Source organism: Aureimonas altamirensis, from assembly GCF_023702225.1.
In the GTDB taxonomy this organism is placed as follows: domain Bacteria; phylum Pseudomonadota; class Alphaproteobacteria; order Rhizobiales; family Rhizobiaceae; genus Aureimonas; species Aureimonas altamirensis_B.
The window spans coordinates 511,803-534,003 of the sequence record NZ_JAMQCO010000002.1; the positions used below are offsets into that span (position 1 = coordinate 511,803).

General features: G+C 62.2%; 17 protein-coding genes and 1 tRNA gene. 7 read left to right on the forward strand and 11 right to left on the reverse strand.

Going from position 1 to position 22,201, the window contains the following annotated elements:
• Positions 1 to 186: 186 nt before the first annotated feature.
• The gene (locus tag NDN16_RS05085) at positions 187 to 1,881 is read left to right on the forward strand and encodes a GMC oxidoreductase (protein WP_251112521.1); all 1,695 of its coding nucleotides are present in this window, start codon (positions 187 to 189) and stop codon (positions 1,879 to 1,881) included.
• Between the two features lie 39 nt (positions 1,882 to 1,920).
• Here the strand turns inward: NDN16_RS05085 and NDN16_RS05090 are convergent, their stop codons facing one another.
• Together NDN16_RS05090 and NDN16_RS05095 are read right to left on the reverse strand one after the other, a co-directional pair.
• Positions 1,921 to 3,117, reverse strand: coding sequence for a glycosyltransferase family 4 protein (locus NDN16_RS05090; protein WP_251112522.1), 1,197 nt, complete (start codon positions 3,115 to 3,117; stop codon positions 1,921 to 1,923).
• A gap of 121 nt (positions 3,118 to 3,238) precedes the next feature.
• On the reverse strand, positions 3,239 to 4,081 hold the full coding sequence (locus NDN16_RS05095; protein ID WP_251112523.1) for a UDP-2,3-diacylglucosamine diphosphatase: 843 nt from the start codon (positions 4,079 to 4,081) through the stop codon (positions 3,239 to 3,241).
• Positions 4,082 to 4,312: 231 nt separating this feature from the next.
• Between NDN16_RS05095 and NDN16_RS05100 the strand changes: the two genes are divergently transcribed.
• Positions 4,313 to 6,619 (forward strand): NADP-dependent malic enzyme, encoded by a 2,307-nt coding sequence (locus NDN16_RS05100; RefSeq protein ID WP_251112524.1) that lies wholly within the window; start codon positions 4,313 to 4,315, stop codon positions 6,617 to 6,619.
• A gap of 52 nt (positions 6,620 to 6,671) precedes the next feature.
• Here the strand turns inward: NDN16_RS05100 and gltX are convergent, their stop codons facing one another.
• Entirely contained in the window at positions 6,672 to 8,054 is a 1,383-nt protein-coding gene (gltX, locus tag NDN16_RS05105) for a glutamate--tRNA ligase (RefSeq protein ID WP_251112525.1), read from the reverse strand.
• Positions 8,055 to 8,090: 36 nt separating this feature from the next.
• Positions 8,091 to 8,399, reverse strand: a complete 309-nt coding sequence (locus NDN16_RS05110; RefSeq protein ID WP_251112526.1) for a hypothetical protein — start codon at positions 8,397 to 8,399, stop codon at positions 8,091 to 8,093.
• A gap of 110 nt (positions 8,400 to 8,509) precedes the next feature.
• Between NDN16_RS05110 and NDN16_RS05115 the strand changes: the two genes are divergently transcribed.
• Positions 8,510 to 9,160, forward strand: coding sequence for a DedA family protein (locus NDN16_RS05115; protein ID WP_251112527.1), 651 nt, complete (start codon positions 8,510 to 8,512; stop codon positions 9,158 to 9,160).
• A 50-nt stretch (positions 9,161 to 9,210) separates the two neighbouring features.
• On the opposite strand, the gene NDN16_RS05120 is transcribed toward NDN16_RS05115, so the two are convergent.
• The 5 genes from NDN16_RS05120 to rpiA form a co-directional block, all read right to left on the reverse strand.
• Entirely contained in the window at positions 9,211 to 10,593 is a 1,383-nt protein-coding gene (locus NDN16_RS05120) for a class II 3-deoxy-7-phosphoheptulonate synthase (protein ID WP_251112528.1), read from the reverse strand.
• Between the two features lie 86 nt (positions 10,594 to 10,679).
• On the reverse strand, positions 10,680 to 11,315 hold the full coding sequence (locus tag NDN16_RS05125) for a gamma-glutamylcyclotransferase family protein (RefSeq protein ID WP_251112529.1): 636 nt from the start codon (positions 11,313 to 11,315) through the stop codon (positions 10,680 to 10,682).
• Positions 11,312 to 12,706, reverse strand: coding sequence for a glutathione-disulfide reductase (gene gor, locus NDN16_RS05130; RefSeq protein ID WP_251112530.1), 1,395 nt, complete (start codon positions 12,704 to 12,706; stop codon positions 11,312 to 11,314). Before gor ends, NDN16_RS05125 begins: the two co-directional genes overlap by 4 nt.
• An 86-nt stretch (positions 12,707 to 12,792) precedes the next feature.
• Positions 12,793 to 13,326, reverse strand: coding sequence for a DUF2059 domain-containing protein (locus tag NDN16_RS05135; RefSeq protein WP_251112531.1), 534 nt, complete (start codon positions 13,324 to 13,326; stop codon positions 12,793 to 12,795).
• A gap of 96 nt (positions 13,327 to 13,422) precedes the next feature.
• Positions 13,423 to 14,118 (reverse strand): ribose-5-phosphate isomerase RpiA, encoded by a 696-nt coding sequence (gene rpiA / locus NDN16_RS05140; RefSeq protein ID WP_251112532.1) that lies wholly within the window; start codon positions 14,116 to 14,118, stop codon positions 13,423 to 13,425.
• Positions 14,119 to 14,273: 155 nt separating this feature from the next.
• On the opposite strand from rpiA, the gene NDN16_RS05145 reads away from it, so the two are divergent.
• Together NDN16_RS05145 and NDN16_RS05150 are read left to right on the forward strand one after the other, a co-directional pair.
• Positions 14,274 to 14,987, forward strand: coding sequence for an HAD-IA family hydrolase (locus NDN16_RS05145; RefSeq protein WP_251112533.1), 714 nt, complete (start codon positions 14,274 to 14,276; stop codon positions 14,985 to 14,987).
• Between the two features lie 65 nt (positions 14,988 to 15,052).
• Positions 15,053 to 15,127, forward strand: a tRNA-Val gene (locus tag NDN16_RS05150).
• 521 nt (positions 15,128 to 15,648) lie between these two features.
• On the opposite strand, the gene NDN16_RS05155 is transcribed toward NDN16_RS05150, so the two are convergent.
• Together NDN16_RS05155 and NDN16_RS05160 are read right to left on the reverse strand one after the other, a co-directional pair.
• Positions 15,649 to 17,187 carry a hypothetical protein gene (locus NDN16_RS05155; RefSeq protein ID WP_251112534.1) on the reverse strand — a complete coding sequence of 513 codons (1,539 nt, stop codon included), beginning with the start codon at positions 17,185 to 17,187 and terminating at the stop codon, positions 15,649 to 15,651.
• Complete coding sequence (locus NDN16_RS05160; RefSeq protein ID WP_251112535.1) at positions 17,184 to 19,190, reverse strand: hypothetical protein; 2,007 nt, start codon at positions 19,188 to 19,190, stop codon at positions 17,184 to 17,186. Before NDN16_RS05160 ends, NDN16_RS05155 begins: the two co-directional genes overlap by 4 nt.
• A 780-nt stretch (positions 19,191 to 19,970) precedes the next feature.
• Between NDN16_RS05160 and NDN16_RS05165 the strand changes: the two genes are divergently transcribed.
• Both NDN16_RS05165 and NDN16_RS21045 read left to right on the forward strand, forming a co-directional pair.
• Positions 19,971 to 20,924: an alpha/beta hydrolase gene (locus NDN16_RS05165; RefSeq protein ID WP_251112536.1), complete on the forward strand. Its 954-nt coding sequence runs from the start codon at positions 19,971 to 19,973 to the stop codon at positions 20,922 to 20,924.
• A gap of 69 nt (positions 20,925 to 20,993) precedes the next feature.
• Positions 20,994 to 22,073 (forward strand): helix-turn-helix transcriptional regulator, encoded by a 1,080-nt coding sequence (locus NDN16_RS21045; RefSeq protein WP_251112537.1) that lies wholly within the window; start codon positions 20,994 to 20,996, stop codon positions 22,071 to 22,073.
• Positions 22,074 to 22,201 lie beyond the last annotated feature (128 nt).

The window sequence follows — 22,201 nt, forward strand, 5'->3', positions numbered from 1 at the left end:
CCGTGAAAGTAGAGATTGATGAGGGGATTATTTTCCAGTTCAATGTGAACACATTGAGCCGTATTAAGACCAAGCCTTCCCAACTTGTTGTTTGAATACGGTTTCTGGAATTATTTTAACCTTTTCTGCGAGACTGCCTCGCCACTTTTTCCGGCGTCGTCATCTCACCCACTCGGAATAACCCATATGATCCACGATGATTTCGATGGCCTTGGGACATCCTTTTCCGGCGTTTGCATCGTCGGGGCCGGACCTATCGGCATTGCATTGGCAGTCGAGCTCGAGCGACTGAAGATTCCCGTCCTGCTGCTGGAATCGGGCGGCCACCGCCAGTCCGGCTCCATCCAGGCGCTTGCCGAGGCGGACTTCTCGACGCCCGACCGGCACGACGACATGAGCGTGGCGACGGCGCGCGCGCTTGGCGGCACGTCCAACCTGTGGGGCGCCCGCTGCGTCATATACGATCCGGTCGATTTCGTGCCGAGGCCGGGCCTGGTGAACGCGAGCTGGCCAATCTCCTATGACGAGATATTCCCCCATTACGCGCGGGCATGCCAGATCGCCGATACGGGCGACGTCGTCTACAGCGCGCCCGTCCCGGGCGTGACCTGCCAGGATGACAGCTTTACCTTCGATACGCTGGAGCGCTGGGCAAACGAACAGAAGCTACACGTCACCCATCGCAAGCTCCTGGCGCGCAGCCCGCTGATCGACGTCCGGCTGCGCTGCGTCGTCACCGATATCGGCATATCGCCCGATGGGCGGGTGCGCGACGTGGAGATCGTCCGCGCCGATGGCGAGGAACGGCGACGCCTGGGCGTGGACAGGCTCGTCATCGCTGCCGGAGGTCTGGAAAGCGCCCGGCTCCTGCTGGCTACCCAGCGCCGGCATACGAGCCTTTTCGGCGGACCGGACGGCCCTCTCGGCCGATACTACATGGGACACCTGATCGGCGAGATCGCCGATATCACCATGGCGACCGGCGATATCGACAAGGCCTTCGACTTCTTCGTCCACGACAGCGGCTCCTATGTCCGCCGGCGCTTCGTACCCAGCATGGAAACCCAGCTGCGCGAGGGCGTACTGAACACCGCGCTGTGGCCGGTGGTGCCGCCCGTCGCGGATCCGCGCCATGGCAGCCCCATCCTGTCGCTCGTCTACCTCGTGATGGCGCTGGGGCCCGTCGGGCGCCTGGTCGTCGCCGAGGCGATCCGGCGGCGGCATATTCCCGATGCCCCGCGTGAGATCAGGGCGCATTTGCGCAACGTCCTGACGGGCGCACCGGAAGCGATGGCGCAAGCCGCCAGCTTCCTGATGCGCCGTTACGGCCGGCGCGAACGCCTGCCGGGCCTGTTCGTGCATAATCGCAACCGCCGCTACGGCCTGTCCTATCATTCGGAACACAGCCCCGATCCGCTCAGCCGCGTCTGGCTGACAGACAAGACCGATGCGCTCGGGCTGCCCCGACTCGAGATCGACCTGCGTTTTCCGCGCTCGGACGCGGAGTCCGTGGTCCGGGTGCACGACCTGTTCGAAAACTGGTTGCAGGCGACGGGATTCGGCCGGATCGATTATCGCGTGCCCCGCGAGGATCGGGTGGCTTCGGTCATGGCCCAGGCCAGGCACGGCACGCACCAGATCGGCATGATCCGCATGGGTGCGAACGCCCGCGAAGGTGTCGTCGACGGCAACCTCCGCAGCTTCGACCTGCCCAATCTGTTCGTCACCAGCACGGCGGTTCTGCCGACGTCCGGCCAGGCGAACCCCACCTTGACCGCCATGGCCCTCGCCGTGCGCCTCGCCAACCGCCTTTCGGCGGAAAGCGAAGGCAAGGTGACGCAATTTCGCAAGGTGAACATGCGTGGCAGCGTGGCGGCATGAGCCGCGGCGGCGGGCCGCAGCCTTTCCGGAACCGACCCTTCAGGCCCTGAACAGTTCGGCGAGGTAGCCGGCTTCCCGCGACAGGTCGTGCCGCTGGCGCACCAGCGCCTGTCCGCGCCGGCCCATGTCCTCGCAGGCGACATCCGGCGTATCGAGGCAGCGACGCATCGCGTCCGCGGCCTCTTCCACCGAGCCTGCGCCGAAGAGCCAGCCCGTCTCCCCTTCCTTGACGAGTTCGGGGATGGCCGCGATCCCCGTGGCCAGCACGGGGCGCCCGAGCGCGTAGGATTCCATGATGACCACCGGAAGTCCCTCGGCGAAGCTGGTCAGGATCATGGCGCGCGATGCCAGGAGCTGCGCGCGCACCTCCTCGCCACTCGCCCAGCCGGTGATCCGCACGACCCCTTCCAGCCCTTCCGACCGTATCAGACCGTCGATCTCGCTGCGCAACTCACCGTCGCCGACGAGGACCAGCTCGAAATCGACACCCTGCCGGTGCAGGAGGCCGGCTGCCTGCACGAGGATCCAGTGGCCCTTCTGCCCGCCGAGCCGACCGACGCAGACCATCCGCCTCGGATGGGAAGGCGGCGGCGGATTGTCGAGGAAATAGGCGGGGTCGAGGCCGCAGCGGACGATCCGGACCTTGCTCCAGTCTTCGAAGGCGGCCCAGCGGAAGATCTGGCTGGCGCAGAAATGGCTGATCGCCGCGACGAAGCGCGCGCGCGCCACCTTCTCACCCAGCTTCATGAAGCGCGGTGCATCGAATTCGTCCGGCCCATGGACGGTGAAGCTGTAGGGAATGTCCGAAAGGCACGATGCCAGCATGGCGACTTCCGCCGAGTTGGTGCCGAAATGCGCATGGATGTGCGTTACGCCGGCCTTCTCGAGATATTCGACGAGCAGACACGCCTCGGCCAGGGTGATGGCATGAAGCGCGGGGGAGCGATCGCTTCGCCGCATCATGGTCGCCGCCAGCCTCACCGCCCGCCGGAATTTTCCAGGGCGCTTCGTGGCCAGCCGCAACGTTGCGGCAGCCAGCGGCCGCGCACCGTCCTTCAGCAGGTAATAGGTCCTTTGCTGCTCGGCCCTGTCGTCCGGATCCACCAGGTCGGCGTCCCATCCCCGCATCGCGGTTCGCACCACGGTCTGGCCGGCGGCTTCCAGCGCCAGGATCTCGCGCCGGATGAAGCTGTGGCTCGTCTTGGGATATTGATTGATGATGTAAGCGACCTGCATTCCAGAGCACCCGGCTGAAAGACCTACGATTTGGCGTCACGCCAAGGTATAGCGCCTTTCCATCCGGAAGCCCGCGCGCCTTCGGAATGCTTGCTTCGTCAATTGGTGGTAGGCCGCCTTTTCAGGCCGCGACAGGCTCGACCTCGCGCTCCGGCTGATGCTGCGCGACGCCCTGCAGGCCATGGCTGGTCCAGCGGATCATCTCGAAGGTGCCGTCGTGCCGCTCGCCGATGGCCGTGCAGCTTTCCACCCAGTCGCCGGTATTGATGTAGGCGATGCCCGCGCGTTCTCCGATGGCGGCATGGTGGATGTGGCCGCAGATCACGCCCTGGCATCCGCGCCGCAGCGCCTCGCCGGCCAGCGCATCCTCGAAGGCGCCGATAAAGCTGACGGCGTTCTTGACCTTCAGCTTGGCCCAGGACGACAACGACCAGTAGGGAAAGCCGGCCCAGCGCCGCAGGCGGTTGAAGACGTGGTTGACGGCGATTGCGGTATCGTAGGCCCAGTCGCCGAGATAGGCGATAAGCCGCGCATTGCGCACCACGACGTCGAATTCGTCGCCATGGATGACGAGATATCGGCGCCCGTCCGCCGCCTCGAACACGTCGTCCACCCGCACCTCGATGCCGCCGAAATGCTCTCCGGGAAACGGCCGCAGGAATTCGTCGTGGTTGCCAGGCACGTAGATGATACGGCTACCCTTGCGGGCCTGCCGCAGCAGCTTCTGCACGACATCATTGTGCGATGCCGGCCAGTGCCAGCTACGGCGCAGGCGCCAGCCATCGACGATATCGCCGACGAGATAGATGGTCGGCGCGGTGTGGAAGCGCATGAAGTCGACCAGAAGGTCGGCCTGCGCTGCCTTCGAGCCGAGATGGACGTCGGAGATGAACAGCGTGCGGAACTGCCGCGCGATGGTGGCGGGTGCGACGGTGCCGCCAGGCACGTCCGAGATGGAGTCCATGGGGCTACGAGCTCCTGTTTCAGCTGCTGTGCAGCCAATGCCCGATTCCCATGACATCCATATGATGGCGTGGTCCGCCATTCCCGTCCGCCGATGCCAAACAGTTTCGAACGACAGTCGCGCAACAAATGCGCGCTCGGGGTGCGGCAGACCTTTGCGCAGCGTGCGCCGATGTTCTAGACGAGACCTTCCGCCTCATGGCGGGGCTGCCCATGCAACAGCGAGGAACCGATGCCCGGAACAGAAGACATCCAGCCGAACCAGCCGAACCGGGATCTCGACGCACAGGCCTTGTTCTACCACCGATACCCGCAGCCGGGTAAGCTGGAGATCCGCCCCACCAAGACGCTCGGCAACCAGCGCGACCTGGCGCTCGCCTATTCGCCCGGCGTCGCCGCGCCTTGCCTGGAGATCGAGAAGGACCCCTCGCTGGCGGCCGACTACACCAGCCGCGCCAACCTGGTGGCCGTCGTGTCCAACGGCACCGCCGTTCTGGGCCTCGGCGACATCGGGCCGCTGGCTTCCAAGCCGGTCATGGAAGGCAAGGCCGTCCTCTTCAAGAAATTCGCCAATATCGACGTCTTCGACATCGAGGTGGACGCCAAGGAGATCGACCGGCTCGTCGATGTGGTGGCCGCGCTGGAGCCCACCTTCGGCGGCATCAACCTCGAGGACATCAAGGCCCCCGAATGCTTCGAGGTGGAGGAGCGCCTGCGGGCCCGCATGGGCATTCCCGTCTTCCACGACGACCAGCACGGCACGGCCATCATCGTCGCCGCGGCCGTGCGCAACGCGCTCCTTCTGGCGGGCAAGGCCATCGAGGACGTGAAGATCGTCACCTCGGGCGCCGGCGCGGCGGCCCTCGCCTGCCTGAACCTTCTCGTATCGCTCGGCGCGCGCCGGGAAAACATCACCTGCACCGATATCGAAGGCGTCGTCTACAAGGGCCGTGAAAAGCGCATGGACCGCTGGATGGAGGTCTATGCCCGCGATACGGAGGCCCGCACGCTGGCCGACGTGATCGGCGGCGCCGACATCTTCCTCGGCCTCTCGGCCGGCGGCATCCTCAAGCCCGAGCTCCTCGAGAAGATGGCCGAGCGGCCCCTGGTGATGGCGCTGGCCAACCCGACGCCCGAGGTGATGCCCGATCTGGCGCGGGCCGTGCGCCCCGATGCCATGATCTGCACCGGCCGGTCGGATTTTCCCAATCAGGTCAACAACGTCATCTGCTTCCCCTTCATCTTCCGAGGCGCGCTGGATTGCGGTGCGACATCGATCAACGAAGACATGAAGATCGCCGCCGTCGACGCCATCGCGGAACTGTCGCGCGAGGAAGTGTCGGAAGTGGCGGCCAAGGCCTACGGCGCGGAGACGCCGGTATTCGGGCCGGATTACCTCATCCCGTCGCCCTTCGATCCGCGCCTGATCCTGAAGATAGCGCCGGCCGTGGCGCGCGCCGCCGAGGCGACGGGCGTCGCTTCTCGCCCCATCGCCGACTGGGATGCCTATCTGGACAAGCTCAACCGCTTCGTCTTCCGTTCCGGCCTGATCATGAAGCCGGTTTTTGCCGTGGCGCGCAAATCGGGCAAGCGCATCATATTTTCCGATGGCGAGGACGAGCGCGTGCTGCGTGCGGCGCAGGTGCTGCTGGAGGAAAACATCTGCCAGCCCATCCTGATCGGGCGTCCCAGCGTCCTCCAAACGCGCCTGGAGCGCTTCGGCCTGCGCATTCGCCCCGGTAAGGATTTCGAGGTCGTCAACCCCGAAGACGATCCGCGCTACCGCGACTATGTCGAGCATTACTTCTCCAAGGTCGGCCGTCTCGGCGTCAACCCGGACACGGCGCGCACCATCGTGCGCACCAACACGACGGTCATCGGCGCGGTTTCCGTTTCCCGCGGCGAGGCGGATGGCCTGATCTGCGGCCTTGCCGGCCGCTTCTCGCGCCATATCCGCGACATTCGCCATGTCATCGGCGCGACGCCCGGCGTTTCCAGGATTTCGGCGCTCAGCCTCCTCATCACGCAATCGGGCCCGCTTTTCTTTGCCGACTCCTACGTGCAGGAAGACCCTTCCGCCGCCGACATCGCGGAATTTACACAGCTTGCCGCCAAGGAACTGGACCGCTTCAACATCGCGCCCAAGGTCGCGCTGGTGTCGCATTCCAACTTCGGCACCGGCGACACGGAGGATGCGATCAAGCTGCGCGAGGCGCTCGCCATCGTACGGCAGGCCATGCCGGACCTGGAAATAGACGGCGAGATGCACGGCGACGCCGCGCTTTCGGAAGAGCTGCGCAGCCGCGTGATGCCGCAATCGACGTTGACGGGCGTCGCCAACCTTCTGATCTTCCCCACGCTGGACGCCGCCAACATCACCATGAACGTCGTCAAGGCGATGACGGATTCGCTGCATGTCGGCCCGATCCTTCTCGGCACCAACTCGCCGGCACACATCCTGACCCCGTCGGCCACATCGCGCGGTGTGGTCAACATGACGGCCATCGCCGTGGCGGAAGCGGTGCAGAAGCGCGGCTGACGCTCCGTCGATCGGCAGAGGCGGGGCCGGCCCACCCTTGCCGGCAACCCTGTCAGGGAATGCGCCGCAAGGTGCGGGCATGCCCGATGACCGGCAGAAGCTCGGCCAGCTCGGGGCCGTGGTCCAGCCCCGTCAGCGCCAGCCGAAGCGGCATGAACAGGCCCCGGCCCTTGCGGCCGGTCGCCGCCTTGACCGCGCCCGTCCACGCTTGCCAGGTGCCGCCGTCCCACGGCTCTGCCGGCAGCAGAGTGAAAGCCGTCCGTACGAATTCCAGATCCTCGCCCGAGAACGCGATGGCAGATGGCCCGCGATAGACGATGCGTGCCCACGTCTCCGCGTCCGGCACCTTGCTGCAATTGCCGCGAACCGCCATCCAGAAGGCCTCGGCATCCTCCGGCGGGACATCGAACGCGGCGAGCCGCTCTCGAACCGCATCGAATGGAAGCCCGTGCGTCAGTTCCGCGTTGAGGCGCCCGAGTTCAGCGGGGTCGAACTTCGCGTTGGAGGACGACACTTCCGAAAGGTCGACGCGTGCGCCGAGCGCGCCGAGGCTCGGCATCGGCTCGATGGATCCGGATGCGCCGACCAGGACGGCCAGCGAGGCGATTGCCATCGGCTCGTAGCCTTCATCCCGCAGGGTGCGGATGGACAGTGCGCCCGAGCGCTTTGACAGGCCCTCGCCGTCGACCGTCGTCAGAAGATTGTGATGGCCGAGCTTCGGCGCCGCATAATCGAGGGCCTCGAAGATCGCGATCTGCACGCCACTATTCGTCACGTGGTCGTCACCGCGGATGACATGCGTGATCCCCATGGCGCCGTCATCGACGACGGAGGGCAGCGTGTAGAGATAGGTTCCGTCCTCCCGCACCAGCACAGGATCCGACAGAGACGCCAGGTCGACCGTCTGCGGCCCGCGGACCAGGTCGTCCCAATGGACCTCGGTGCGCCGCGTTTCGAAGGGGCTCGATCCGAAGTTCGGCAGCAGGAAACGCCAGTGCGGACGGACCCCCCGCGCCTCGAAGGCGGCGCGCTCCTCGGCCGTCAGCGCCAGCGCCTCGCGGCCGTAAACGGGGGGCAGACCCCGCGCCATCAGGCGCTTGCGGCGGCGCTCCAGCTCATCGGCCGTCTCGTAGCAAGGGTAAAGCAACCCCTTCCTGCGCAGTTCGTCGGCCGCGGCATCGTAGAGGGCCAACCGGTCCGATTGCCGCACGATCTCGTCCGGGCGGATGCCGATCCATGCGAGATCTTCCGTAATGGCGTCGGCATATTCCCGGCGCGATCTCGCGGTATCGGTATCGTCGAAACGCAGGACGAAGCGACCTGGCCCGGCGGCCGGCCGCTCTTTGGCGAACAGCCAGTTGAACAGGGCCGGCCGGAGGTTTCCGATATGGATGTAGCCGGTGGGCGACGGTGCGAAACGTACGATGACACTCATGGCCGGAGCCTTATTCCGCAGCACAGGCGAAAGCAATCAAATGTCCAGGCCGCGCTGCACGATGGGCGCCAGGACGCTGGAGGCGATCAACCATGCCGAAATGGCAAGGCCGCAAGCGGTGAAGACGGCGCCCACCACGAACTGCCGCAGCGCGTGCCGCCGGTCCGGCTCGGCCGCACGGCCGAAGGCCAGCGGCTGCGTCACCTGTCCGAGGTCGCCCCACATCGTCGTCGCTCGCGCTTCGCCGGCCCGAATGCGCCGGATCGTCAGAAGAAAGCGGACCAGGAACAGGACGCCGACGACGGTCGCCGCCATGGCGATGTCACCCGCCGGTGGAATGAGCATTGCGAAACTGGCTCCTTGTCTACCGTCACGATAGATGCTTAAGCATCCACGCGCGGTGGAGCAAGGTGGCGCATACCTTGAGCGACAAAGCGTGACCATGCGGAGGCATCTTGTACGAAATCCTCGGACTCATCGACCGGTTCGGCTTGATCATCGTCTTCGTCGGCACCTTCTTCGAAGGCGAGGTCTTTGCGATCATCGGCGGCTTCCTGGCCTACAAGGGCAGCCACTCGCTGCAACTCATGATGAGCCTCGCCTTCATCGGCTCATTCCTGGGCGATCTCGCGGTCTTCCTGTTCGCACGATATTTCTCGAACCATCGCTGGGTCCGGCGCTGGATCCGCAAGCCCAAATTCGCCAAGGCGTTGCGCCTGGTAGACCGCTTCCACGCCTATTTCGTCATCGTGAACCGCTATGTCTACGGCTTGCGCATGCCGGGCCTGATCGCCCTTGGCCTGTCGAGCATCACCGTGCCGCGCTTCCTGATCCTCAACTTCATCGGCGCGGGCCTGTGGGCCTGCATCTTCACATCGATCGGCTACGTCTTCGGCTACTCGATCAGTTCCGTCTTCGCCCGGCTCGAAACGGTGGAGCATGTGGTGCTCTACGTCCTCATAGCGCTGGCCGTCGCGCTGGTGCTGTATCTGGGCTGGCGGCAGTTCGGCCCCATGTGGACGAAGAGCCGCAAAGAGGATGAACCCGTGGCACGCGTCGGCCATGTGGGCCCGCTCAGCGACGAGGAAAAGACCGTTCAAAAATAAAACCCCCGGAGCCGCGCTCCAGGGGTTTAGGGCGTTCGAGGCGTCGGCCGTCAGAAGTTGACGGCCGTGCGCGCTTCGCCCCGCTCGTGATGCTTCTTGACCAGCTCGGCGACCAGGAATGCCAGCTCCAGTGCCTGATTGGCGTTCAGGCGCGGGTCGCAATGCGTGTGGTAGCGGTCGGACAGGTCTTCCGCCAGGACAGGCCGCGCCGCGCCGCCGGTGCATTCCGTCACGTCCTTGCCGGTCATCTCCACATGGATGCCGCCGGGGTGCGTACCCTCGGCCTGGTGCACGTTGAAGAAGGCCTGCACCTCGGCGAGGATGCGGTCGAACGGCCGGGTCTTGTAGTCGTTCACGGTGATCGTGTTGCCGTGCATCGGATCGCACGACCACACCACCTTGCGACCCTCCGCCTCCACTGCGCGGATCAGCTTCGGCAGATGCGCCTCGACGCGCTCGTGCCCGAAGCGCGTGATCAGCGTCAGCCGGCCTGCCTCGTTCTGCGGGTTGAGGCGGTCGATCAGCCGCAGGAGATCGCTCGGGTCGAGGCTCGGCCCGCACTTCAAGCCGATCGGGTTGCGGATGCCGCGGCAGTATTCGACATGCGCATTCTCGAGCTGCCGGGTGCGGTCGCCGATCCAGATCATGTGGCCGGAGGTGGCGTACCATTCGCCGCTGGTGGAATCGACGCGCGTCAGCGCTTCCTCGTAGCCCAGAAGCAGCGCCTCGTGGCTGGTGAAGAAATCGGTTTCGCGCAAAGCGGGATGGTTCTCGGAGTTGATGCCGATCGCCCGCATGAAGTTCATCGTTTCGGAAATCCGATCCGCGATCTCACGGTATCGCTCCGCCTGCGGCGAGCCCGACAGGAAGCCGAGCATCCACTGGTGGACATTGTCGAGGTTGGCGTAACCGCCCTGGGCGAAGGCGCGCAGAAGGTTCAGCGTCGCGGCGGACTGCCGGTACGCCATCTCCTGCCGCTCCGGGTTGGGGATGCGCGAACCCTCGTCGAACTCGATGCCGTTGATGATGTCTCCCCGGTAGGAAGGCAGCGTCTTGCCGCCCTTGCTTTCGGAGTTGGAGGAGCGCGGCTTGGCGAACTGGCCCGCGATACGCCCCACCTTCACGACCGGCGAAGAAGCGGCAAAGGTCAGCACCACGGCCATCTGCAGGAAGGCGCGGAAGAAGTCGCGGATATTGTCCGCGCCATGCTCGGCAAAGCTTTCGGCACAATCGCCGCCCTGCAGCAGGAAACCACGGCCCTCGGCGACCTCGGCAAGCGAGCGCTTCAGTTTACGGGCCTCACCTGCAAAAACGAGGGGCGGAAAGCTGGCAAGCCGCTTCTCCGTTTCGGCCAAGGCGGCCGGATCCGGATAGTCGGGAACCTGCTCGATATCCTTCGAGCGCCAGGTTGCCGGTGTCCAATCCTTCGTCATTGCCCCATTCTCCTTGCGGAAGCCTTACGCACCAAGGTGGCTGTTTAAACACCAATGGTCTGAATTGTCACGGCAAAAAGGCCGCTTCAGGCAAGCGGGAGATGGCTCGCGCCGCGCGCGGAAACAAGCGAGTCGAAAAGGGCGGCCTCGCCCTCCTCAAGCTCCACCGGGCGCGGATAACGCGGCGCATGCCTGTCCTGTAGCACCGTCGTGCGAAAGCCTTCGGTTTCGTCCACGAAGCGCGCCAGCCCTTCGCGCCCGTAGAGGGCGTGGAAGCCCTGCATCACGGCATCCAGATAGGATTGCAGGATGAAGGCGCCCGCTTCGGACGCCGTCTCCTCGTCGGCCGATGCCTCGTAGATGAACAGGGGCACCTCGCCCGCCAACGGACTTTCGACCGCAATCCTGTCGGCGGTGACAACGCGGCGCATGTACCCGGCCTCCCGCTCGTCCACCAGCGGCAGATGGTCGGCGAGGTCGTAGACGATGACGCCCTGCGTCACGAAATCGTCGGCGGGCCGCACGGACAGCAAAGCCGGCACGGGCTGCGGCCGCGGCAGCCAGAAGCGCCGCCACCCGGCAACCTCGGCGCGCCGGATACCGAGGAAACGCGTGCGCAGCGTGCGACGATTGACGAGGGATCCATACCCGAAATAGGCGACGACCCGCCCCTCGCCGATCAGCGCGGCAAGGTCGGGATGATCGTCATGGATCAGGCTCATGCGTCGCAGACCTCGCCGTCGCGCAGGACGTAGCTGGGCGCGTACATGGTTACAAGCTCTTCCGCGGCGGTGGGATGCAGGGCCATGGTGCGGTCGAAATCGTCCTTCGTCAGCCCGGCCTTCACGCAGATGCCCAGCACCTGAGCCAGCTCTCCGGCGTCCGGGCCCAATATGTGCGCGCCGACGACCTTTCTGGTTTCTCCGTCGACGACGAGCTTGGTGATCATCTGCTCGTCGCGGCCGGCCAGGATGTTGCGCATGGGGCGGAACCGGGCCGTATAGACTTCGACGTTGCGATACCGCTCCCCGGCCTCGCACTCGGTCAGGCCGGCCGTGCCGATCTCGGGCTGCGAAAAGACCGCCGTCGGCACCGTTTCGAGGTCCGGCCTTGTCGGTTTGCCGAGAAACTCGGTATCCACGAAGCACATCGCCTCATGAATGGCGACCGGCGTCAGTTGCAGGCGGTTGGTGACGTCCCCCAGCGCCCAGACGGACGGCGCACTGGTGCGGGAAAAGTCGTCGATCTCTATCGCGCCGAGATGATCCAGCTTTACCCCGGCCTTGTCGCAGCCGAGATCTTCCGTATTCGGCTTGCGGCCGACCGCCAGCATCACCTCGTCGGCATCCAGGCTCCCTCCGCTCTTCAGCACCGCCTCGAACCGGCCATCGGCCTTCTGGCGCACTTCGTTGAGCGTATCCTCGCACAGGATGTCGATGCCCTTGCGCTGCATGGCCGCGCTGACGCCGTCGCGCAGATCGTCGTCGAAGCCTCCGAGGATCTTCTTGCCGCGATAGACCAGCGTGACATGCGCGCCGAGGCCGTGGAAGATGTTGGCGAACTCCACCGCGATATAGCCGCCTCCCAGGATCACGATCCGCTCCGGCAGGCGTTTCAGGTGGAACGCCTCGTTGGACGTGATGCAGTGTTCCGCGCCCGGCATGTCGGCAAAGGGGTTCGCCCGCCCGCCGACGGCCACCAGGATGCGCTCCGCGGTCACCACCGCGTCGGTTTCCAGCAGGCGCACTTCGTGCGGCCCTTCCAGAACGGCGCGCGTCTTGAGGATTTCGGCCCCGGCCTTTTCGAGGTTGCGGGTATAGATGTCTTCCAGCCGCTGGATCTCCGCGTCCTTCGCGGCGATCAGCGTGGCCCAGTCGAAGCGTGTATCGCCGACCGACCAGCCGTAGCCGGCGGCGTCTTCGAACTCTTCCGAGAATTTGGAAGCGTAGACCAGCAGCTTCTTCGGGACGCAGCCCCGGATAACGCAGGTTCCCCCCATGCGAAATTCTTCCGCGATGGCAACCTTGCGTCCCAGTGCGGCGGTGCGCCGCGCCGCCCTTACCCCGCCCGAACCGCCACCTATCACGAAGAGATCGTAGTCGTAGCGGCTCATGGGGCGCCCTCAATTGGCAGGGACTGGAGGCGAATAAGGGGCGCGCCGGATGCGCGCCGCCGAAGGTCTTGCGTAGGCTTAGAAGCTTACTGCGCCGGTGCTGCGTTGTTGGCCGCTGCCGGGGCAAGCTGCCGCATGCCGGCTTCCGCCGACTGGCGCAGGTCGCGCACGATGCCGTTGGCCCAGATATCGGCTGCGCCCATCGTTTCACGAACGGCGGCGGGGCCCTGCGCCAGCAGCTTGCGGCCGGCCTCCGAGGCATAGAACTGGCCGATCTCGCGCAGTTCCTGCTCGGTGAAGATCTTGGCGTAGATGCGGGCGATCTCGTTCTCGAGGTCGGCGCGGCGCGGCGCCAACGCGATGGCGTTGTCGTCGACCATCGTGGAGATTTCCGACTGCAGGTTCGGATTGTTGACGATCAGCTCGGCCTTGATCTGCGTCGCGGCGTTCAGCAGGATCTGGTCGAACTGTTCGGTCGTGTCTATGGCGTCGACGGCCTGCCGCGCCGCTGCGAGGTGCGACGGGCTGATCTCCTGCGCGGCAGCGGGAACGGCCGACAGTATGGCCAGGGCAGCCGCGGCGCACATGGACCGACGCAACTTCAGCTTCAGAACTTTCAAAGTTCCATCTCCATGGATTCGAACATGAGCTGTCCGCTCACTAATGAATAAATCGGAGCCGGGGAAGCCCCTTGCGACCGATGGCCTGGCAGGACCTTACCTTTCCAGCACGCGAATGCCAGTCTGCGAGGCGAGGATCACCGAGGTCGCCAGTCCCAGGAAAAGGCCGTGCTCGACCACGCCGGGCACCGCGTACAGTGCGGCAGACAGCGCTTCTGGATCGGGAATGCGGCCAAAAGATGCATCGATGATCAGGTGTCCGCCATCCGTGAAGAAGGGCTCTTCCCCCGTCTTGCGCAAGGTCAGCCCGCCGCTGAGCCCGAGAAGCCCTGCGGCCCGCTCGATGGCGAGATAGGTGGCGACGAGTCCGAAGCCGTTCACCTCGATCGGCAGCGGGAAAGCGCCCAGCGTCTCGACCTCCTTGGACGCATCGGCGATCACGATCATGCGCGCCGAGGCCGCAGCTACGATCTTCTCGCGCAGGAGGGCACCGCCGCCACCCTTGATGAGGCGCAGGGCGGGATCGACCTCGTCGGTGCCATCGATGGCAAGGTCCAGTTCGGGCGTTTCGTCCAGCGTCGTCAACGGAACGCCGGTTTCGCGGCAAAGGCGGGCGGTCCGCTCCGACGTCGGCACGCCGACGACCTCCAGCCCCTCCCGGACGCGCTCGGCCAGTACCCGCACGAAGGCCTCGGACGTCGAGCCGGAACCGAGGCCCAGCCGCATCCCGCCTTCCACGTGGGCCAGCGCGGCGCGTGCCGCATCTTCCTTCAGGCGTGCTGCATCACTCATTTCGGAGTCCTTCGTACCGTACCGTCGCGCGGCGAATCCCCTGCGGGCCACCGACTGCATCCAGGCACCGTTTAATGCGTTTGCCGCGGGTGCGGAAGCCGCCCCTTCGTCATGCGTCCGCTTGACCTCTCGGCACCGGCGGGTTTCATGCCCGCATGACCGTTTCCAACGCCGCGCCCGAAGCGCCTCCCCTCGCCATATTCGATCTCGACGGCACGCTGGTGGACACCGCGCCCGACCTGACCGGCAGCCTGAACCACTGCCTTGCGCGCAAGGCGATGGCGCCTGTCACGCTGGACATGGTGCGGCCTCATGCCGGGCACGGCTCCCGCGCCATGCTGAAGGCGGCCTATGGCTGGGCCGCCCGCGATCTGGCGGACGACGAACTCGAAGACCAGGTCGCCTGCTTCCTGTCCTTCTACGAGGAAAATATCGCCAGGCACTCGCTGCCCTTCCCCGGTGCGGTCGATGCGCTCGACCGGCTGCGGGACGCCGGTTTCCTGCTTGCGATCTGCACCAACAAGAGCGAGCGGCTCGCGCGGCTGCTGCTCGATTCCCTTGGCCTTTCGGCACGTTTCGCGGCGATCGCGGGGTTCGATACCTTCGCGGCGCGAAAACCCGATGCCATCCATGTCGCCGGCACCATCGAACAGGCGGGCGGAAGCCCGTCCCGCGCCGTGATGATCGGCGACACGCGCACCGATACGAGCGCCGCCCGAAACGCCGGCATCCCATCCATCCTGATGGCGTTCGGCTACGATGCGAATGCGCAGGCGCGGGCCGAAGCAAGCCATGTCGCCGGTGATTACGATGAAGTGACGCCGGAGCTCGTGCACAAACTGTGGCGCGAGCATGCATTAGCCGGTTGACGGAACCGGCCGGGGCCGACTATATCGGCGCACCTTCGCAGCCGGACGCACCGGAAAGCTGCATCGGGCGCGTAGCTCAGCGGGAGAGCACCTCGTTCACACCGAGGGGGTCACAGGTTCGATCCCTGTCGCGCCCACCATTCATTCTCCGCCCTTTGAAATCACGTAGTTAAGCCCCGGATGAGAAATTAGTTCAGTCGTTGGGGGTTCGTTTATCCGGCGAAGCTTTCCGTCGTCATGGCTTGCCGGCGGATGTCGCCACAAACGTATCCGTGCCCATCGCTCCGGCGTCGATTGAGGCTTTGAGCGGCGGTAGTAGGATCATGGTGACTTCGGTGTTCGTCTTTTCAGTCAGGATGGTGATAACGCCATCGCTTACAAGTTACGGTCCAAGACGGAACGCATCCCCCAGTGACGAGGCCGCCATGAAGCAACTATACCTCGTCCTCAACCACGCGGCCCAGGACTGGAAACGCCCTCCACGCAAGTAGATCCAGGCCAAGACGCAGTTCGCTGTCGTCTGTGGGGAGCGCGTCCCCTGACGAAGAAGCGGTCTCCCGCACAGTATTCCTGACAGTCCCCACCAGTGCGGCCGCGACGCTTAAAGCGTTTACGGCAAACCCTCTCACCGGGGCCGAAGACAATCGAGCTAACGTTTCGATCATTCCACTGCGTTGACGATCAGCATTTTGTCCACTCCAATCGACATCGATTTTAGCTGTCTTGCTAATGCCGCGGCTTCGCAGATGTGGAATGCTCCGATCAAGGCAGGATCTTGGGACAGCATGCCAATAGACGACGCAATCTCCTTAGCATTCTCAGCGTACGGCCCACTAAGGTCGAATCCATCCTCAATTAAAGCGAGATCTGGAACTGAGCCTTCTGTGTGGTTTTCCTTCAGAGGAACAAGGGTCACCCGCATTGTCTGGCCAAGGCTGACAATCGTGCCCTCGTTGATTGAAAATCCTTTGTGGCGAACTTCAAAGAATACAGCCCCCGTAAAACCAAACGGGCGCTTAGCATTTAACGACATGTCGGCGTCCTCGAACCTGTAGCCAAGAGGTGACGCACTCCCTCCGAATACGAGGCTACCTAAAACGCTGTCTGCGTTCAAAAGCTCCTGTGTCAACCGGTGGAAGATCGGCAAGCCTCCAATCGCGGTTCCGTTGTTACTGGTCAGAGAGACCGCCAGTCGATCATCCTTCGCAACTGCGGCGACGAGGTCGACGAACTCTGGTGCCGGAATAGGAACGCTGTAGCGAAGCTTGTTCTCAATTAAGATCAACTGATTGCCGGAATAGACCAGCAAAGCCTCCGAGGCGGCCGGAAGGGCGGAATTTTCGCTGACACAGGAGATTCCGCCAGGTATCGTTCCATACGTGTCAAACGTCTCCTGAGCATACTGCTTCGTGACCGGCTCGTATGCGCCATCGATTGTAACGCTGCTGTCAGTCCCTTGGTAGTCGTAGACTTGCCAACGTGTCCCGTCTGAAGTGTACTCGATGCGATAAGCTTCGGGCGCAGCGCGTTGTGCGCGCGCCAGTTCCTCCGGATCCGGCATCCCGTAAAGAACACCTTCGTCCTTTGTGATTTCCTGAGATGCCTGCCATCCATACTCGGAGAGAAGCTGCTCACGCGCTTCGGGGGTTGAGCTGTCAATCGTTCCTGGGACGCCTTGCGCGTATTGATCCGCGAGCGTTTCACCCTGCGTTATCGGTTCACGCAGGCTCTCCAACCGAGCGCCGAGCATGGCCGATCGCTGAAACCGGTTCGGGTAAACGTTTTCCTCGGTAACGCTCTCACCCGCTCTGCGTACGAAGTTCTTCGCAGTGTCGGCAGCCTCGCGAACACGATCTACGATACCCCGTCGCTCCAGGTCCCCTGACATCGCGTCAACGAGATCCGAGTATCTGCCGCTGCAGCTTGACGCACGCTTGATGCATTCAGCTTCCCTTGGTGAGAGACGATAGGTCAGCCTTTTCGGGTCGCCCGTTTCGATCCAACCCGATCGAACATTTTCGACTGTGCCTACAAGAGCGTCACGCTTCCCTTGAACCCAATCAATGGCAGCGACAGCGGAAGACTCTTCGCTGAACAAGAAAACAGCCTGGTCCCTTATTGATTGCTGAGCAACCGCCGTTTGAGTCGCCATGATCAAGACGGTGAGACCTAGGGCCCCGTTCTTGGCAAGATTGATCATTGAATGGTCCTGCGCCGGTTGATTTTGAGCTTCAAAGGATCGGGGACGCGACTGCACGCTTTAAACAGCTGTACGACTGAGTCGGCGCTTGTCGTGGAACATTCGGTATCCGCAAATTGCGCCTCGGCGGCTCGATCAAAGATGGTCTGCGCGTCGTCGCCCGAGACTTCGAACTGCCCTGCTAGCATTAGCAGCCTCAATTCGCGCGATGGAGCCGTTCCGCTGACGATCCCACACTTCAATGCCTGACCGAAATTCGAACCACAGACAGCTGTTTCCCTGATTGCCCTCAGCCTTTTTGTCGTGGTCGACACGATTATTTCCGCAGGCGGTAGATAGACGCCCTCAAGAAGCAGCTTCTCGACCCTATGGTCCTTGAAGGCGTCCAGATCCTGGCCTTGTGGTAGCGGATGATCCAGCACTGCTCTCCATTTGTAAGTCCCGTCGCTTTGACCTGTTGTCATATGCGTTCCGGCGATGGGCTGTTGAGTCAGCTTGACACTTGCCAGAGCCTCAGCCGCGTCGAGCCAGGCTCCGTCCCGCACCAGTTTCGCGGTTCTCTCAATGGAGCGGATGCCATCGTTGATCGTTGCTTGATCGTCCTCCTCGAAGATCACATTGTCGGCCAGCAACAAGATGTCGTCGGGGATCGTGCCCCCAGCCTCTGCCATCATCTTCACCGCCAGTGCCTGCTGCAAAGTGGGTGCTGCCGAGGCTCGAACTTGCTCTGACAATCGACGAACGGCCTCTTCGCGGTCGGGCTCAACAACGGCGCTGCCCTTCCATATAGATCCGGTGATGTAGAGGTCCGAGACTTTGGTCTTGCCGTAGTAACGGTCCGCGATCTCCTCGAAGGTCTCCGGGGAAAGCCAATCGTTCGATAAGGCCACCGCGAGCAGTTGCGGGAACCAAGCTGCGTCAGTGTGCTGTTCCAACAGCTGCTTCAGTTCGGAAAGACTGCGCTCACCCTCCCATTGGCCCGATATGTAGGCGATCGCGACCCACGGATAGCCTCGGCCATCCTCGGGCATTGTAGGGCTCCTGAGAAGCGTCAGTGCGCCCATAGGATCCGGGCCATCGCCACCTCGACCAGTGAGCATCATCTCGACTAAGCTCCGCCCAGCGAGGCCGGGTGATCGCTCTGCGACAGCGGCAAACTCTTTTCTTGCAAGCTTTAGATCGGGCGCTGTGCCGATGCCGTCGCGCAGCATCCGCGCCCTAACCACCGCCACCTCATCTCCGATATCCTTCTTCGTCGTGGCCAGCGCAAAGGCCGCGACGGGATCAGCCGTCATTCCGTGCCCGTGATACTTGGCTCGGACCAGCGCGACCGTGGCCAGAGAGGACATTTCGGAGCCGTGCATTTCGTACAACTCGGCCAGGATTCTCCCGGCCTGCTCCGGGTCTTTAATTAGGCCATCATAGCCATCGTAAAGCCTGACCGCCAAGGCGTCCGTGGAAAAGGGGCCTTTCTCACGCTGTTGAAAGTGATAATATGTAAAGAGCGAGGCGTCTGTCAGCGTCAGTGGTGCATCGGCGCCGATGCAATCTGCCATCTTATCCATCACCGCCCTCAGCGCTTTTGCTCCGATCGGGATCGTGTCCGTATAGCCGTCCTCAAACTTCAGGGTCACATCGACGGTGGATGCCTGCGGACTTAAAACACTCGGGTAGATGCCGTACTCGATCGTGAACCGCGCGAAGTCGTACGCGTTTGAGGCCTGTAGATCTGTTCCGCTGAGAACCGCACCGACGAGCGGCACGGATCTGGTCTTGAAATCTTCAAGGACAATATCGAAGAAACCCTGGCGACGAATGATCATGTATCGCTTGTAGGCTTTCGATGGAACGATCCCTACGCAGGAGATCGTGGCGGCATCTTGCTTAACCGCAATGATGTCCGGATCGGCTTGTAATTCTTCGACCGCCACTTCCGCGAATGATGATGTGGAGAACAGCATCGTGAGCGTTGTCGCGATGAGACCGATGCTCTTCCTTGCCATCTTCCTCACCCTGCTATCTTGGACCACAACATTTTGACCGAATTGCTTCTCGCGCTGGGACGCATGAAATGTTTGCTAGCTGACTGCGTACTCGCCTCTGACGCAAAGTGGATCCCAAAAGCATATCCCCTTGCCCTGATCGACGTATCATCGTCGTACACGCACGGCCGGTCATCACCCATTCGGGTGATGACGGAAAAGATGGAGTCCACCAAAGCTGCCGACAGCAGCAATGGGCTGGAAGACCATGTGGAAACTGATCGTTGTAATTGGAACCGTGCTAGGCACAATATCTGGGTGCGTCGCTGCGGGTTGGGACGGACATGAAGTAGCTTCTCCGCTTGGAGAGCGCTCATCGAGTCGCCTTTCACCTCAGCTGAAAACCAGAGATCCCTGTAAAATTTCCTTGGTTACTGCTGCTTGGGTGCAATCGGACATTTTGTTCAATCTTATAGTAGAAAATAAGCTGCAGCTGCCTGCCGAACGCTTCGGAGAACTGACAACGCAGCAACTCGCTCTTGCGAATAGTGCGTTCGAGTTAGGCGCTGAACGAAGTGGGGTCGTGGCGAGGGCGCTTCGAAGTATCATAATCGTGGACCGCCTCCATTCTCACGTCGAATGCGTTCGCACCAATGCGAGATGCGAGTTGCCGGCGGAAATCCAACACTTTGCCTGGCGCATTGAAAGTCCGGTCCCAAAAAGCCTCTCCACGATGAGCTGGCGAGACCTTTATGAAGAGTGGAAGTCTCTTCTAAAAACAGATATTGACCGGGTGTCTATATGCGCATCTTCATAACTATGTTATCTGCCATTTTAAGTAATATAATTGCATCTGTGATTTTTTTAAATGCAGCTCAAGCAGGTTCGACAGCCGAGATCTCTTTCTTTACCTCCATCCTCAACAGGGATATTACATATCACGTCTACATTCCAACAGGCTGGCAGGCCAAACGATCCTACCCGGTTGTCTATCTTCTCCATGGGGGCAGCGGTGGCAGCCCCAGCGACTGGTTTCGGCTCGCCGACACCACACGCATTCTTGATGGCCTGATTGCAAATGGTTCCATTCCTCCTGTCGTAGCGATTGCTCCTGATGGAAGGGCTGGACACTCTAGTGACGCCTATACCTATTACCTTAACAGCATGACCGGGGATTACGACTGGCAGCGCTTCTTCATCGAAGAGTTTATTCCATTCGTAGAGCCGCGGTTCTCAAACGGCGGATCAGCCTCGCGGTACGTCGTTGGCCTCTCTATGGGAGGTTTCGGCGCTATGACGCTACTGTTTCAGCATCCAGCGCTATTCACCGGTGGGGCCGCTCTCAGCATAGGGGAGTTCACGCCCGATCAGATAACCTCAATGCCGCAAGCTGACTTTAACCGGAGGTTCGGAAACTCGGCTGGAGCGGATCTTATCGGAAATTCCCGAATGCAATGGCACCGCCTGAACAGCGTTGTCAGCCGGATCGCGGCACTGGAACAATCAGCAATGGTGCCCACACATAGGGTATTCCTGGCTTGCGGAACGGAGGATTGGCTGCTCGATGGCACGTTGGAAGTGCACGCCGCGTTATTGCGGAAGGGTATCAAGCATGGCCTGCACCTTTCCGCGGGTTCCCATGACTGGCCGTACTGGAAGGCCATATTGCCAATGTCGCTGCGCTTTCTCATGGATACTGAACTGACGACCGGTGAGGTAACGAACCTGACGACGACCGTCGCCCATACGCCATAAGTGTAGGCATTGCGCGTTAACGTGCACTGCTAGAATGAGCGGCAGCCGAAGCTTTGTAGGAAGGCAGTCGTGCAATCGCATAAGCCAGATCTCGTTGCAGCGCTGTATGCCGCCATCCTCGGCGATGACGGCGACTGGAACCTTTTCCTAAGAATGTTGGGCGCGTTGCTTCCGAATGGCGCGGCAACGTTGTTCCACCATGATCTGACGGCGCGCAAGGGCGCCTACGAGCTATCGAGCGACCTCGATGCAAACTTGACGTCGCACTACGCGGATAGTTTAGCAGCAGAAAGCCCTTGGATGATCGGAGCCTGCACCAGACCCGTAGCGGTGGGCGTCGTATCCGACCAGATGTATCCGCGTGAAGATCTGATCAGGCATCGGTTCTATTCTGAGTTCCTGCGTCCCCATGGTTTTGAGGGAGCTGTTGGTGTCACCATCGATCGTAAGGCGGGGAGATCGTTCCTGTGCGGAATATTTACAGCTGAAACCGATCCCAATGAAACGAAACATGCCGCAGATTTCCTGACCGATCTCCAGCCGCATCTGAAGCGCGCATTAGCCTTCTATCACAAGGAGAACGACACGCTGACGGAGGCCGCAGCGACCGTAGCGACGATGACCTCGTCCATCGGGATGGTCGTAGGGGAAGGTAAACGCCTGATCAAAGCTTTCGGAGATTCACTCGGTAGCTGGCTGCCGCCACCCTTTTCCCTTACAAGCGGCAACAACGTCCGCCTGTGTAACGAGAATGCCCACGATGCGCTCGAAGCACTTCTGCAGAGGCAGTATACTGGCCAATCTTCGGTAACAGTCCATGCTGGGGATCATATAATCTACCTGACACGTATCGAGCGAGGACTGTTTCATAAATACGTACACGGTTTATCAGTCATCGTTCTTTGTCACCGTGTGCCTGCCATAGACCTGAAGCCACGTCTTGCTGATTATGCTAGGTCAGTTCACCTGACGCCCGCCGAGCACCGCGTTCTCACGCGAATACTCGCCGGGAACTCGATCCGGGACATTGCGGCCGAGGCCGGACTGTCGAAGGAGACGATCCGTACCCAAGCAAAAAGCGTGTACGCAAAATGTGGAACTCCTAATCGGTCAATTATACTCCGACAGGTTCTGAACTTGCCCATTTAGAGCAGATTCGACTTATTCCGGATCATATTTTGCGGCTTCGAAAGCCGGCGGACTTTGACCGGCAGGGTAAGTGGAAGCCTGCAACGATCGTGTCCCATGGAGTGGTGTAGCTGGATTTCATAGCCATC